Source organism: Acidobacteriota bacterium, from assembly GCA_016700075.1.
In the GTDB taxonomy this organism is placed as follows: domain Bacteria; phylum Acidobacteriota; class Blastocatellia; order Pyrinomonadales; family Pyrinomonadaceae; genus OLB17.
In genome coordinates this window covers 1,990,159-2,003,351 of sequence record CP065000.1, presented here as the reverse complement: position 1 = coordinate 2,003,351, position 13,193 = coordinate 1,990,159, and the positions used below count along the sequence as shown (strand labels likewise).

The 13,193-nt window shown below is 52.6% G+C and carries 15 protein-coding genes; 6 read left to right on the top strand and 9 right to left on the bottom strand.

The window, feature by feature from the left end; translation table 11 throughout:
- Positions 1–24 precede the first annotated feature (24 nt).
- Both IPM50_08995 and IPM50_08990 read left to right on the top strand, forming a co-directional pair.
- The gene (locus tag IPM50_08995) at positions 25–1,419 is read left to right on the top strand and encodes a sigma-54-dependent Fis family transcriptional regulator (protein QQS31817.1); all 1,395 of its coding nucleotides are present in this window, start codon (positions 25–27) and stop codon (positions 1,417–1,419) included.
- Positions 1,416–3,347 (top strand): PAS domain S-box protein, encoded by a 1,932-nt coding sequence (locus IPM50_08990; GenBank protein QQS31816.1) that lies wholly within the window; start codon positions 1,416–1,418, stop codon positions 3,345–3,347. The genes IPM50_08995 and IPM50_08990 overlap by 4 nt, the downstream gene beginning before the upstream one ends.
- Before the next feature lie 6 nt (positions 3,348–3,353).
- Here the strand turns inward: IPM50_08990 and IPM50_08985 are convergent, their stop codons facing one another.
- A complete protein-coding gene (locus IPM50_08985; GenBank protein ID QQS31815.1) occupies positions 3,354–3,809 on the bottom strand; it encodes a universal stress protein in 456 nt (151 codons plus the stop codon).
- Positions 3,810–3,947: 138 nt separating this feature from the next.
- Between IPM50_08985 and IPM50_08980 the strand changes: the two genes are divergently transcribed.
- A complete protein-coding gene (locus IPM50_08980; protein ID QQS31814.1) occupies positions 3,948–4,433 on the top strand; it encodes a pyridoxamine 5'-phosphate oxidase family protein in 486 nt (161 codons plus the stop codon).
- Positions 4,434–4,965: 532 nt separating this feature from the next.
- Positions 4,966–5,238: a hypothetical protein gene (locus IPM50_08975; GenBank protein QQS31813.1), complete on the top strand. Its 273-nt coding sequence runs from the start codon at positions 4,966–4,968 to the stop codon at positions 5,236–5,238.
- A 129-nt stretch (positions 5,239–5,367) separates the two neighbouring features.
- Here IPM50_08975 and mnmE read toward each other — a convergent pair whose 3' ends face one another.
- The 3 genes from mnmE to IPM50_08960 are packed head-to-tail and all read right to left on the bottom strand — an operon-like array spanning position 5,368 to position 7,642.
- Positions 5,368–6,747 carry a tRNA uridine-5-carboxymethylaminomethyl(34) synthesis GTPase MnmE gene (gene mnmE / locus IPM50_08970; GenBank protein QQS31812.1) on the bottom strand — a complete coding sequence of 460 codons (1,380 nt, stop codon included), beginning with the start codon at positions 6,745–6,747 and terminating at the stop codon, positions 5,368–5,370.
- On the bottom strand, positions 6,740–7,471 hold the full coding sequence (locus IPM50_08965) for an integron integrase (GenBank protein QQS34492.1): 732 nt from the start codon (positions 7,469–7,471) through the stop codon (positions 6,740–6,742). Before IPM50_08965 ends, mnmE begins: the two co-directional genes overlap by 8 nt.
- Before the next feature lie 39 nt (positions 7,472–7,510).
- Positions 7,511–7,642 (bottom strand): phage integrase N-terminal SAM-like domain-containing protein, encoded by a 132-nt coding sequence (locus IPM50_08960; GenBank protein ID QQS31811.1) that lies wholly within the window; start codon positions 7,640–7,642, stop codon positions 7,511–7,513.
- Between the two features lie 140 nt (positions 7,643–7,782).
- Between IPM50_08960 and IPM50_08955 the strand changes: the two genes are divergently transcribed.
- Both IPM50_08955 and IPM50_08950 read left to right on the top strand, forming a co-directional pair.
- Positions 7,783–8,241, top strand: a complete 459-nt coding sequence (locus IPM50_08955) for a GNAT family N-acetyltransferase (GenBank protein ID QQS31810.1) — start codon at positions 7,783–7,785, stop codon at positions 8,239–8,241.
- A 65-nt stretch (positions 8,242–8,306) separates the two neighbouring features.
- On the top strand, positions 8,307–8,645 hold the full coding sequence (locus IPM50_08950) for an ankyrin repeat domain-containing protein (GenBank protein ID QQS31809.1): 339 nt from the start codon (positions 8,307–8,309) through the stop codon (positions 8,643–8,645).
- Between the two features lie 504 nt (positions 8,646–9,149).
- Here IPM50_08950 and IPM50_08945 read toward each other — a convergent pair.
- The 5 genes from IPM50_08945 to IPM50_08925 form a co-directional block, all read right to left on the bottom strand.
- Positions 9,150–9,599, bottom strand: coding sequence for a hypothetical protein (locus IPM50_08945; protein QQS31808.1), 450 nt, complete (start codon positions 9,597–9,599; stop codon positions 9,150–9,152).
- 25 nt (positions 9,600–9,624) lie between these two features.
- Positions 9,625–11,535: a membrane protein insertase YidC gene (gene yidC, locus IPM50_08940; GenBank protein QQS31807.1), complete on the bottom strand. Its 1,911-nt coding sequence runs from the start codon at positions 11,533–11,535 to the stop codon at positions 9,625–9,627.
- On the bottom strand, positions 11,535–11,744 hold the full coding sequence (yidD, locus tag IPM50_08935) for a membrane protein insertion efficiency factor YidD (GenBank protein QQS31806.1): 210 nt from the start codon (positions 11,742–11,744) through the stop codon (positions 11,535–11,537). The genes yidC and yidD overlap by 1 nt, the downstream gene beginning before the upstream one ends.
- A 473-nt stretch (positions 11,745–12,217) precedes the next feature.
- Complete coding sequence (gene rpmH, locus IPM50_08930; protein QQS34491.1) at positions 12,218–12,364, bottom strand: 50S ribosomal protein L34; 147 nt, start codon at positions 12,362–12,364, stop codon at positions 12,218–12,220.
- Positions 12,365–12,606: 242 nt separating this feature from the next.
- Complete coding sequence (locus IPM50_08925; GenBank protein ID QQS31805.1) at positions 12,607–13,185, bottom strand: phosphoribosylglycinamide formyltransferase; 579 nt, start codon at positions 13,183–13,185, stop codon at positions 12,607–12,609.
- Positions 13,186–13,193 lie beyond the last annotated feature (8 nt).

The following is a 13,193-nucleotide window of genomic DNA, read 5'->3' as shown; positions in this document are numbered from 1 at the left end:
CAGAGAGGCATATTGGAACTGCAAATGAAGAAAGAATCAGTGGGAAAGGTACTTATCGTTGATGATGATCGATTTGTACGCATGGCTTTGGTTGAAGCTCTGATTTCATGGGAATACGAGCCTTTTGAAGCCGACACCATCGCTAGCGGTAGAAGTTCAGTTGCTGAAGTTGAGCCTGATGTCGTTTTGCTGGACATCGATCTGCCGGATGGTTCAGGGCTCGATCTGCTGACGGAGATCAAACAAAAAGATCCTGATGTCATCGCGGTGATGATCACGGGGAATGTCGACGTTGAAAATACTATTGCGGCTTTGCGGGGCGGTGCGCACGACTTTATCGGAAAACCGGTGCGAATTGAGGAACTTCGTGTGACGCTTCGGAATGCGGTGGAAACAGGTGAACTTCGCAAGGAGATCCGCCAGATCCGCACGGACCGCAAACGCAGGTTCTCTTTTTCCGAGATAATTGGGGAATCCGATACGATGAAAAAGGCAATCGATCTTGCTCAAAGGGTCGCTGAATCGGACGTCGGGTCGATCCTGCTCAATGGTGAAACAGGGACCGGAAAAGATCTGTTTGCAAGGGCGATCCATTATGCGTCGTCACGTGCCGACGCCCCATATCTGGCGATCAACTGTGCCGCACTTCCCGCAAACCTGATCGAATCGGAGCTCTTCGGCTATGAGAAAGGTGCCTTCACCGATGCAAAAGCAAGGAAGGAAGGGCTATTTGAACAAGCCCACGGCGGAACGATCTTTCTTGATGAGATAGGCGAGATGGAACTCGGGCTCCAAGCTAAATTGCTTAGGGTTTTGGAGGAGGGAGCTTTTCGCAGGGTCGGCGGGCTAAAGGACATACAGATGAACGCGAGGATAATCGCGGCCTCCAATCGAAATCTAAAAGCCGAAAGCGAGGCGGGCAATTTTCGCCTCGACCTGTACTTTCGCCTTTCGGTCATTCAGGTGGACATACCGCCGCTCCGCGAGAGAGGCAATGACGTGATATTGCTCGCGGAACATTACATCGAAAAGGCAAATCTTAAAAGACGCGGTCAGAAATTAAAGGGACTTACGGAGGAAGCCGCGAGTATTTTCCGGCATTATCGATGGAGCGGAAATGTCCGCGAATTGCGGAATGTGATAGAGCGAGCCTCTATCCTTGAGGATGGCGAGTATGTAACCATAACGCACTTGCCCGCAGACATGATATCCGAGGAAATGATGGCTAAGGTCGGATCATCAGAGTTTCGTTTGCCTGATGACGGCATCGCACTTGAAACCGTCGAATTTGAGCTTGCAAAGCAGGCATTTCAGCGAACCGGCGGCAACCTGACCAGGGCCGCAAAACTGCTCGACATTTCCCGCGATCAGCTTAGGTATAAACTTCGCAAGGCCGGTTTCGAAATGGAGAGCAATTGATCGAGAAGATAGTGAACGATAACGAATCACCTGCAAACGGGGCATCCGTTTCTGCGCTCAAAGAGCTGACAGACCTGAAAAGGGCTATTGACGCGGCTGCGATCGTTGCCATTACCGATCAAACCGGCAAGATCACCTATGTAAACGACAAGTTTTGCGAGATCTCAAAATACAGCCGTGACGAACTGCTCGGTCAGGACCATCGCATCATCAATTCCGGATATCATTCAATGGAATTTATTCGAAACATCTGGACGACGATCTCTAAAGGCAGTGTTTGGCACGGCGAGATAAGAAACAAAGCAAAGGACGGTTCCATCTACTGGGTGGACACCACCATCGTCCCTTTTGTCGATGAGGACGGAAAGCCGTTCCAATATATTGCGATTCGCTTCGAGATCACCGAGCGAAAACTGGGCGAGGAACGCATCCGCCAACAGGCCTCTCTGTTGGACAAAGCACAAGATGCGATCATGGTCTGCGACCTCAATTACCAGATCCTCTACTGGAATAAGGGCGCCCAGCGAATGTATGGCTGGCAGGCCGAGGAAGTGTTTGGACGCCATATTGCGGATGTTCTTTGCGAAGGTGATGAGAGCCACATTAAGGAAGCCGTCGACGGTTTGGAGAAAACAGACGAATGGAAAAAGGTAGGGAAACACCGAGGCAAAGACAAGACCGAGCTTACCGTTGAATGCAGATGGACTCGGGTAAGGAAAGAGGACGGCGACCCGGACTATTTCCTAATAACCAATACTGATATCACCGAACAGAAGAGAGCTGAAGAGCACCTTTTTCGAGCCCAAAGAATGGAGTCGATCGGAACTCTGGCGGGCGGCATAGCTCACGACCTGAACAATATACTCTCGCCTATAACGATGGCTGCTGACATGCTGAGGTTGGAAATAACCGATCCGGCAGGCGCTCGTTGGGTCTCGATGATCCGTGAGAACGCCGATCGAGGCGCCGAGTTGATCAAGCAGGTCCTGACCTTTGCCCGCGGAATGTCCGGAGAAAGAATGCAGGTAAAGCTGAAGCATCTGATCAAAGAGCTCGTAAATGTTCTAAACGAAACATTGCCGAAATCGATAGCGGTCAAATTCAATGTCAGCCCTGACCTTTGGACGATAATGGCTGATCCAACACAGATACACCAGGTGCTTCTCAATGTCTGCATCAATGCACGCGATGCAATGCCGCATGGCGGGACAATAACGATACGAGCTGAGAACGTATCGATCGATGAGAATTATGCACGGATGAATCTGGAGGCCGAGCCCGGAAATTTCGTAGTAGTCAGCGTGACAGACACCGGCAGCGGTATGACCCAGGAGATCGTCAAGCGTATCTTCGACCCTTTCTTTACTACAAAAGAGATGGGCAAGGGAACCGGCCTGGGGCTAGCCACATCGATGACCATTGTGCGGAGCCACGGCGGGTTCATGAATGTTTACAGCGAACCGAATAAAGGAAGCCGATTCTCCATCTATCTTCCTTCAGCGGAGGCCGAGGGTTCTGTAGCCGTTCGGCCTCTGCAAACTGAATTCCCGGCGGGAAAAGGTGAGACCATTCTGGTTGTCGATGACGAGGAAAATATCCGCACCGTTGCAGAAGCAACATTGACCAAATTTGGCTACAAAGTAATAACCGCAGGCGACGGCACTGAGGCCTTGGCGGTTCATTCACAAACGGAAAATGAGATATCGGCAGTCATCACGGACGTCGCGATGCCTTTTATGGACGGGCCTTCTCTGATCCGGGCTTTGCGAAAGTTAGACCCTCAGATCAAGATCATCGCTATGAGCGGCCTGGTCTCTGAGGGGCAAAGCGGTGAATTGGCCGAACTGGGAATAGACGCGTTTCTCGCAAAGCCGTACACAGCAGAAACCCTCTTGGTCACGCTGAACGATATTCTGGGCCCGCGATAGATCAGCCTAACTTTCGGACGACCTGACCACGAGAACGGAACATTTCGCATGGTGGACGACGCCGTTGGAAACTGAACCAAGCAGCCTTCCCCAAAATCCGCGGCCGTGTGAACCGACGACGATCACGTCAGCTCCCCATTCTTCCGCCTTTTCGACGATCTGCTGAACAGGTGAGCCGCGCAATACCTCAGTGACAACAGGCACATCGGCAAGCGGAAAGTGCTTCTCGATGACCGACTTTGCCGCGGATACGAAACTCTCGGCCTGCTCACGAACTGCATCATCGAGTTTCTGATAATAATCCGCCGATAGTGCGAACGGTTCTGCCGTTACCGGATATGCGTCCTCGTAGGATGAAATGATCATCACTTCGGCTCCCTTCGGCCGCAAAAGTATCCTGCACGCTTGATCAACTGCGTTCAAGCTGTATTCCGAGCCATCTGTTGCAATCAATATTTTCATTATCGCCTCCTTCTCCTCATTCCCTGATGATCACCGCAATCGGCATTCCAATTGCCGTCTAAAGTTCAGGTGCCCAAAAAAACGAATGGATGATCAATATACTGTTATAGTAAGGATATCACGGAGGCATCATCCGCTATGATAGAGATCGAAGACCTCACCCGCGAAGAATCCATCGAACTGCTTGAATCGATCGGCTACGGACATCTTGCATGCTGCAAAAACGACCGGCCCTATGTCGTTCCGGTGCATTATGCGTTCACTGATGAGAAAGCATATATCTATACAACGGAGGGGAAAAAGTCAGATATCATCAAGGCTAACCCCAATGTTTGCCTGCAGGTAGAGGACGTCGCGACAAATCGGGACTGGCAAAGCGTGATACTCGAAGGGAAGGCTGAGCGCATTGGTCCCGGCGAAGAACGGGATCTTGTGATCGCACTCATTTCAAAGATAAATCCCACCTTTACGCCTGCAGTAAGTATCAGATGGCTGGACAGCTGGGTTCGCGAAAATGTCGAAGTGATATTTCGCATCGTTCCGGAAAATATTAGCGGACGCCGCGGCGTTGACCGTACCGAAAAGCCTTTCGCGCCGCATCCTCAAGATCGAGTACCGAACTAGCCGGAAGTCTCTCTACTGCGAATTTTTTCTGTCTCTATTTGTTTAGACCGCGAAAATTCCCGCATTAGGACGAGGTTCTCATCGAGTTACTACGGCACTTTTCCCGCCAATTTAACAGAAAAGCAGTAAAATACGAGCAAATTCACTTTAGGCACGCAACGTGCACTGAAGGTATATCGGCAAGGCCGGATACCTCGCTGAATCCCGAGTTGAATTGGGGATCAAATGATCAGGTTTTCTGAAAGTCTTGCAAAGTATTTCGGCAGCGTCGAACTGTTCGCCGATGTCGAAAAATGAGGACCGCGGGTTTTAGGACGGGGAAAATGCGCCGACCCCCCTGAATGAGACCTGACGGTCCTCTTAATTGCGAGAAATTTCGCAAAGTAAGCGGTTCAGCAGCGAAAAACATCGCGCACACTTCAAAGCATCCATTGAAAAACAAAGGGTTTTGCTGCGGCACAGTGTTTGCCCTGTAGCATTAGCGGCCGGTGAGGCAAAGGCCGGCCAAGTTGAAAAGCAGAACGGAGGAAATATGACACCTAAATTTTACGGATATCTTTGGTTAGCATTTGCGGTTATTGCCGCATTGTCTCTTGTAGCCGCCGGCTTCAGCCTTCTTATGTGGGTTGTTGTGGGCTTTGTTGCATTCGGCATGATCTGGGCCGGGATGATATGCGTCCTTCCCGGAATGTCCGGTCATTCGCACGAAGCTCCTGTGGCCGAGCGAAATGAGAGACGTGAATCCGTAAGAGGGGCGGTTTCCACCGTTCACGCGGGTGGTTTTGCGAAATACAGGTCCGCCTGACCTGTTAGGCCCCCGATCAACATTGCGAACAGCGGGCCGCGGTACATTGTTTCTGGTTGTGCCGCACCAAAGCCGACAGCATCGCATCAAGAGCGAAGGCCGGTACCTCCTTCCGGCCTTCGCCTGCGCTTACTTACCGATGCAGAATGTAGAAAAGATCCGCGTAAGCATATCTTCCGTAGTGGTCTCGCCGGTGATCTCGCCTAAGAATCTGAGCGCATTATGAAGCCCGATCAGTACGATCTCTTCTGAAGAGCCTTCCTGCAAACTCTTGATAGACCCCTCTGTTTCCTGCGCACATCTATTCAACAGGTCGTGATGCCGTGCGTCAGTTATCAGCAATCCCGACATATCAACATTCGCGTCAGCAAAAGGCCTGAGGATCGCGGCCGCCAGATCGTCCAGGCCTTCACCTGTTTTTGCAGATATCGGGACAATGTGTGCCCGCATGTCAGCATGTTTGCCTTTGCCGGCAACCAACCGGTCAATGTCTTTGGAAGGTTCTTTGTCTATCTTGTTGACAGCGACAATGTATGTCAGGTCATTCACGCTCTCGAGTATCGCCAGATCTTCATCTGTAATATCATCCGAGGCATCCATTATGACGATCACAAGATCCGCATCGGCGAGGACAGCTCGAGTGCGCTCCACACCGATCTTCTCGACAGTATCCGTCGTTTCGCGTAAACCGGCAGTATCGATCAGCGAGATCGGAACGTCATTAATAACGATACGTTCGTGAAGTTGATCGCGTGTCGTCCCCGCGATGTCGGTTACGATCGCACGCTCGGAACCAAGTAAAGCATTGAAAAGACTCGATTTACCTACATTCGGCCGGCCGGCGAGAGCAACCCGCAGACCGTCTCGGATCAGATGCCCCGCAGCAAACGTCCCTGCAAGACGTTCACATTCATCGGCGATCGACCGAAGGCTTTCCAGGACCTTAGCAGTTTGCGTTTCAGGCAGATCGTCTTCGACAAATTCGAGGGCGGATTCGAGAATAACGATGACATTCAACAGGTCGTCTTTCAGCGGCTGCAGACGCTGCGAAAGTTCACCCCGCATTTGCCTTACCGCCTGCCGGGCCGATGCCGTGGTTTGTGCGTCGATGAGGTCGCGTATCGCCTCAGCTTCCGCAAGATCGATCCTGCCGTTAGCAAGGGCACGCAAGGTAAATTCGCCGGGTTCCGCCAGCCTGGCATCGAGCCCAAGGCAAATATCTATAACCTGTCTTAGCAGAACCGGCGAACCGTGACAGCTGATCTCAATTACATCTTCGCCGGTGAATGAATGCGGAGCTTTGAAAAATGTGATCAATGCCTCGTCTATCGTCTCTCCGCCCACAGGGTCGACAAGCTGCCGCAGAACTGCGGCACGCGGTTTAGGCGAAAATCCGCTTTCACCGATGAGATTTCCGGCTATTCTGAGCGCATCCTGCCCGCTCAGCCGTATCACACCGATACCGCTGCGGCCCGCCGGCGTTGCAAGTGCGACGATAGTATCAGCCATCAAGCGGACTTCTTACAGAATTCTTCTTCTGCATAACGTGAGTATATATCTGCGTTGTTCTGACGTCTTTGTGGCCCAGCAATTCCTGAACAGTGCGAATGTCGTAATGATCTTCTAAGAGATGTGTGGCGAAACTGTGACGAAAGCTGTGACAATTTGCGTGCTTGAAGATGTTCAGTTTCGACATCGCGCATTTTACCGCCTGCTGGACCGTGCTTTCTGCAGTGTGGTGCCGCCTGACGACGCCATCTTCTCTGGACGGCGATAGTTTTGCCGACGGGAAGACATAGGCCCATGCAAACTCCTTATCCGCGTTACGGTACTTGCGGGCAAGTGCATACGGGAGCAAAACCGAACCGAAACCTCGAGCGACATCCTGCCGATGGATAAGCCTTACGTGTTCGATATGATCTCGCAGGTCATCAATGATCCCATTTGGCAACACGGTCGTTCGGTCCTTTCCACCTTTCCCGTCGCGAACGACGATATGCGCGCTGCCGAATTCAATATCTTTGACCCTGAGTCTTAGTGCCTCGGTTAGACGAAGCCCGCTTCCGTAAAGCAGGCTGACGATGATCCTTACCGAACCGTCAAGCTCGCTGATGATCGCTTTTGCCTCTTCGGGTGTAAACACGGCGGGAAGCCGCGGCGGGCGTTTCGCCCTTAGAACACCATCGATGAGCGGAAGTTCGATTCCCAGCACCTGTTTATAGAGAAAGAGGATCGCATTGAATGCGACATTCTGTGTTGAGGCCGCGACGTTCTAGTCAACTGCCAAATGCGTCAAATAAGCTCTGATCTCATCGACACCCATTTCCCTCGGGTGCCTTTTGCCGTTGTAAATGATAAATTCGCGGATATACGCGGCGTACGCTCGCTCAGTCTTGTGGCTCATGTGCTTCAAACGAATGAGATTACGCACTTGATCAAGTAGTTTCGGCTGCTGCGACATAGTGAAACTTGATAATAAGCTCTCAGATATGTATTATCAATGGCGTTGGAGTTAATCAACAGTTAGCCGGACAGAGCCCAAGCATGGTTCACGTACGAAGAGCAACGGCAGACGACGTTTCGATTTTGCTACCCTTGGTAGCGGCATACTGGAAATTCGAAGACATCTCCGGATTCCACGCGCAGGGCATTGCACCTCAATTGGAGCGACTGCTTTCGGAGCCGAACCTTGGGGCTGGTTGGATTGCGTTGGCGGGCAACACTCCGGTGGGCTACCTGCTCGCCGTCTACGTCTTCAGCTTGGAGCACAAGGGGCTTACTGCAGAGATCGATGAGTTCTTCGTGTCGCCGTCCGAGCGCGGTGAGGGAGTAGGATCTCAGCTGCTCCGGATCGCTGAAGCGGAGTTTTTGCGACTTGGATGCACCAACGTGTCCTTGCAATTGTCGCGAAGCAATGATGGTGCGCGCCGTTTCTACCGTCGACAAGGCTACGAAGACAGGTCCGGATATGAGCTGCTTGATAAGACGTTGCATGCCGGCTAACAACAGGTTGCAGCGGACGGTCCGCTGCGCGGCCCGCCGCTGAACCTGGGCGTTATCTGGCAAAAATGAGTGACGACAGATCCTACACACTGGACCAAGTACGTGAGGCCATACGGCGTGGCGACACCGAATACGTTCAGCAAGCGATCGACTCCGGCTTCGATCCGAACACACAAGATTCAAACCGCTGCACGCCGTTGATCTTCGCGGCGGAACATCAGAATCCGGTGATCGTAAAACTTTTACTCAGTCACGGCGCAGATGCCTCGCATAAAGAATCAAACGGATACGATGCATCGGGTGTGGCCACATGGCACGGCGAGTATAGAATGGGTGCATACACCGACGAATCAAAAGAGATACAGGCCATCTTAAAGGCACACATCGAATCACGACACTCGTGACATTGCGTCTGTATGAAGAAAGGGCGGCCACATAATTGGACGGACATTCGGGTGCTTGATCACGCGCGCTGACAAGACTTCGGCGGCTTCAACTCACGGGCATAACCACCTCGAGTAAAGCCGGCGAACCGGGCGTTGCATTCGAACTGGCGGCAGTGAAGGTTTTGAAGTCAACGCCACACGCTCCCACAGCGTGAACTTGGTCGTTTAAAACAAGTAGTAACTCGAAGTGCCGTAATCAGGTATAATATTGTTGATGGGAGAGGCAGAGCGGAAAAAGAGAGCGGAAATGCGCCGTAAACGCATGGTGATAACGCGATGCAAGTTGGAAGATTTCGACATTGACCCGAATCCTACGTTTGGGGCCGAGGCGATTTCGCTGACCGCGCGCCTTTCACAAGAGGCTTGGTTGAAAAGCGGTCGCGAATTGCCAAACCACAAGCGCTCCGAGATGCCCATTCGGTTCGTATCCCTAGAATCGAAGAACGACTAAGAACCTACCTTTTACTGCAGTCTTACTTGCAGCCTTCTGTCTCGTCCGTCGCCCACAGATTCTGTCAACAGGTCGTCCTCTTGTTGCAGCGTCAAGTGAATTATCCGGCGCTCGGTCGAGTTGAGAACGCCGAATGTGAAAGGCCGGCCGCTTTTTCGCACCTGTTCCGCGGCAAAGCGTGCCATGGCAAGCAACTCGGCCTTGCGGGTCTTTCTGAAGCCTTCCGCGTCAACGATGAAGCGGTGCGAACGGTCGAGTTCTCGCCCAAAAGCCTGAAATAGAATTACCTCGAAAGCATCTAAAAGCTCGCCGTTCTCTGCCAGTGCCAAATTGGCATCGCTGCCGGATAGGTCGATATGGCAGCCTTCTTCGGTCCATTCCGATGTCGCGACAAGGTCAAAACCCATACCCGACGTTAGTTCGTTCAGGAATTCAGTTGCCTTGTTACAGATCTCACTCATTTCTTTCGTTCCTCGATTCAACAAACTACGCCGGCTTTGCCTTCACCTTTTTCGCACCCGCGGGAACCGTGCTGACGACCTGTGTTCCCGGCGGGTCGTCCGACTTGTTCATCCTGTTGATGATCATCTGCTGGCCAAAGCTAACGATATTACCCGTGAACCAGTAAAGCAACAAGCCCGAAGGTGCCGCCCACAAAACCCACAGCATCATCGCGGGCATGAAGTATGTCATCATCTTCTGCTGCATCTGCTGTTCAGGCGTAACAGCTGCTCCCGTCGGCGTGAACTTCATAGCCAGCACCATCGATGCAGCAAAGGCGAATTCAAGGATGTGCCACGGATCGGCAGCGGACAGATCAGGCAGCCACAGGAACGACGCCTGACGGGCCTCGAGCGATACGGTAACGGCGGTGTAGAAAGCGATCAGCAGCGGGAACTGAAGCAGCATCGGCAAACAGCCGCCCAGCGGAAGTGCGTCCTTCGTTAGCTTCAGCTGCTCCATCTGCAGCTCACGCATACGCGGATCGTCGTTCGGGATGCCTTTCTTCTGCATCGCCTTCAGGCGGTCCTGAAGCTCCTTCATTTTGGGCGCATTCGATGCTGCCTTTTTGAAGGATCTCGACTGTTTCCAACGCAGAGGGAACAGCAGCGAGTAGAAAAGGAAAGTGAAAACGACGATCGCGACGCCGTAATTATGCGTCAGCGTGTTAAAGAAATTCAGCGCGTAGAGGATCGGGATCGAGAGCGGCTTCGTCATCCAACGCAGCCAGCGATAGTTGCTAAAATTGATCAGGTTGACTATCTCGAGTTCGCGGCCTGCACGTGCGGACATTTGCTCGTCGAGCTCACGCAGCAGGAAATAATCCTTAGCTCCGGTAAAGATCTGCATCGGCGAACCGTCCGCCTGAATGGGCAAATGCACGGTCACGAGATGCCGCTTTTCGCTCGTCTGAGCGTTGCGGAGTATCCACTGAAAAATGCTCTGGAAATACGGCTGCGTCTCGACCTCGTAACGCGCCGCCTTGTATTCCACGCCCTGCACCGGAGCCGCCGGCACCGCGACCATCGCAAAATACGCATCGCCCACGCCGGCCCAGCTTACCTGGCCTTTGTCGGCCAGCGTCGCCTGTTCGTTCGCGTCGTATGTAAAGCTGTAATTGCCCTGATGGCGATAAATATCGCCGTCGATCGCCGCAATGGACTCTGATTCGATGTTGTAAAAAGTGTGGTGATTTATCGCGTGGTCGCCGATGCTCGCTCCGATCAGCAGCTTTGTGTTCGGCATGGTCTCACCGTTCTTTTTAACCTTTACGGCAAGATCCGCGACATAGCTGTCCGCTTTGAAAACAAATGTCTTTTCCGCCTCGATGACGCCTGCTCCGCGAAGCGTGAATTTTACTTCGCGTTCCTCGCCCGGATTGAGCGTGATGTTCTCATCAGGTATCGATATCTCGTAATTGCGGTCATTCAGCAGCGTATCGGCAGCAGCGTCGCCCGTCGCTAAACGGAAAGGTATCTCACGCGGGCTGCTAGCGAGTGCCTGCTGCGAGATCAGCTGAAGAGGTTTTTCGTTGTCCGGCGTCGAACCATCGGCAAATATCGGAAATTCCGCTTTTGGCGACTTATTTTTCTTGATTATCCAGCTTGTCGCAAGAGCACCCTTTGAATCGAATGTGACCTCGTAAAGCGGAGAGCTGATCTTAACGCTGCGTGCCGGAAGTGTGTCCGGCTCGACGGCAGCAGATTCGGCCGGCGGTGTCGGCGATGGTGCTTCTGTTGGAGCGGGCTGAGTTGCGGCGGTGTTTGCCGCTGTATTCGTATTATCGGGCGGGACAGGTTTGGGAGCGAAAAAATAAGACCAGATAAAAAGTACCGCCATCGAAAGGATGGCAGCGAGCAGGAAACGCGATTGATTCCCTTGATTTTTTTCTTCCATTACTTGACCGGGTCGTGCCCGCCCTCACAAAAAGGCTGACATCTGAGGATACGCTTCAAGCCCATCCAGGTTCCTTTCAAAGCACCGTATCTCTCGACAGCCTGCCGCGTGTATTCCGAGCACGACGGCTCAAATCGGCACGCTGCGGGCAGGAACGGCGAGATCGCCGCCTTGTAAAACCCGAGAATGTCGATCGCAAGAAATTTCATTTTCTATTCGCCACAGAGGATACTGAGAGATCGGAAAGCAGTTATCTCAAGTTCGGCCGAAACACCGATCTGCAAAACCCAAATCCAAAAGCCAAAAACCTAAACCTCCGTGCTCTCTGTGTTCTCCGTGGCTAACTTCTTAATTATCTGCCGAAATTCGGCCAACGGCTTTTCCAGCTTTGCAAAGGTCACGCTGCGGCGGGCGTTCAGCACCCAATCGTATTTCCGCGTCCACATTTCCAGTTCAGGCCGCGTCAGGCGAAAACACTCGCGGAGCAGGCGTTTCGCACGATTACGGTCATGCGCCTTGCCTATGGCCTTTTTGGTCGCGGTGACACCGACTCGGTGAAGCGGCCCTTTTGCGGGCAAAATAAAGACCGTCATAAAACGGCCTTCTATACGCTTGCCCTGTTCATAGACCCGCAGAAACTCGGCGCGTTTTCGCAGCCGAGCCTCTTTAGGCAGGCCAAAATTTAATAGTGCTGAACCGTTAATCTTTTGCGTCCTTTGGCCCGGCGGCGTTTGAGCACCGCGCGGCCGTTCTTTGTCGCCATGCGTGCGCGAAAGCCGTGCTTTTTGGCGCGCCTTCTGTTGTTCGGTTGAAACGTTCTCTTCGGCATATCTGCTCTCCATTAGCTTCACTTCGAGAAGTGAAAACTTAGAGTTTACGCGCCGAAAGACGCGATTGTCAAAGCAATTAAAGGGCGCTTTAACCACGGAGAGCACAGAGTACACAGAGGTATGATCTTAGATATTTGGACACAGGATCCCGGCTTTCGGACTTGGGTTTTGAAATTTCGAATTTGTAATTTCGAATTTCGGCTTTTGAATTCAGACTTCTGATTCTGGCTTCCGGCTTCTGCTACTCCGTGTTCTCTGCGGCGAGTACGATCTTCCGCACGGCTTCGATATAGGTTGGGTGTTCCTGTTCCAGGATGCGGGCGGCGAGCGTTTCGGGTGTGTCGTCGGTCAGGACGGGAACCTCTCGCTGCAATATGATCGGCCCGTGATCCAGCAGCTCATCGACAAAGTGCACCGTGCAGCCCGAACGCGTTTCGCCTGCGGCAATGACACGCTCATGAACATGCAGCCCCGCATACGCGGGCAGCAAACTCGGGTGAATATTCACGATGCGATCAGGAAACGCCTGAACGAACAACGGCGACAGCAGCCGCATATAACCTGCTAAACAGACCAGTTCAACGCTGCGTTCTTTTAACGCCGCCACGATCTCGGCGTCATGTTCCTCACGCGTACGGCCTTTTCGTTCGATCGCAAATGCCTCAATGCCGCGTTCTTTCGCTCTTTCGATCCCGCCAGCGTCCGCCTTGTCGCTGATCACAACGGCAACTTCGGCAGCCGGTATATCGCCGCTTTGCACAGCATCGACCAACGCCACCATATTCGACCCGCGTCCCGAAATAAGAATTCCGATCTTCATAGCAGTCG

What these genes read in the sequence shown, in the direction of transcription:
- IPM50_08995 (QQS31817.1), top strand. Translation starts at nt 25, where the DNA reads ATGAAGAAAGAATCAGTGGGAAAGGTACTTATCGTTGATGATGATCGA.
- IPM50_08985 (QQS31815.1), bottom strand. Translation starts at nt 3,809, where the DNA reads ATGAAAATATTGATTGCAACAGATGGCTCGGAATACAGCTTGAACGCA.
- IPM50_08980 (QQS31814.1), top strand. Translation starts at nt 3,948, where the DNA reads ATGATAGAGATCGAAGACCTCACCCGCGAAGAATCCATCGAACTGCTT.
- IPM50_08975 (QQS31813.1), top strand. Translation starts at nt 4,966, where the DNA reads ATGACACCTAAATTTTACGGATATCTTTGGTTAGCATTTGCGGTTATT.
- mnmE (QQS31812.1), bottom strand. Translation starts at nt 6,747, where the DNA reads ATGGCTGATACTATCGTCGCACTTGCAACGCCGGCGGGCCGCAGCGGT.
- IPM50_08960 (QQS31811.1), bottom strand. Translation starts at nt 7,642, where the DNA reads ATGAGCCACAAGACTGAGCGAGCGTACGCCGCGTATATCCGCGAATTT.
- IPM50_08955 (QQS31810.1), top strand. Translation starts at nt 7,783, where the DNA reads ATGGTTCACGTACGAAGAGCAACGGCAGACGACGTTTCGATTTTGCTA.
- IPM50_08950 (QQS31809.1), top strand. Translation starts at nt 8,307, where the DNA reads ATGAGTGACGACAGATCCTACACACTGGACCAAGTACGTGAGGCCATA.
- IPM50_08945 (QQS31808.1), bottom strand. Translation starts at nt 9,599, where the DNA reads ATGAGTGAGATCTGTAACAAGGCAACTGAATTCCTGAACGAACTAACG.
- yidC (QQS31807.1), bottom strand. Translation starts at nt 11,535, where the DNA reads ATGGAAGAAAAAAATCAAGGGAATCAATCGCGTTTCCTGCTCGCTGCC.
- yidD (QQS31806.1), bottom strand. Translation starts at nt 11,744, where the DNA reads ATGAAATTTCTTGCGATCGACATTCTCGGGTTTTACAAGGCGGCGATC.
- rpmH (QQS34491.1), bottom strand. Translation starts at nt 12,364, where the DNA reads ATGCCGAAGAGAACGTTTCAACCGAACAACAGAAGGCGCGCCAAAAAG.
- IPM50_08925 (QQS31805.1), bottom strand. Translation starts at nt 13,185, where the DNA reads ATGAAGATCGGAATTCTTATTTCGGGACGCGGGTCGAATATGGTGGCG.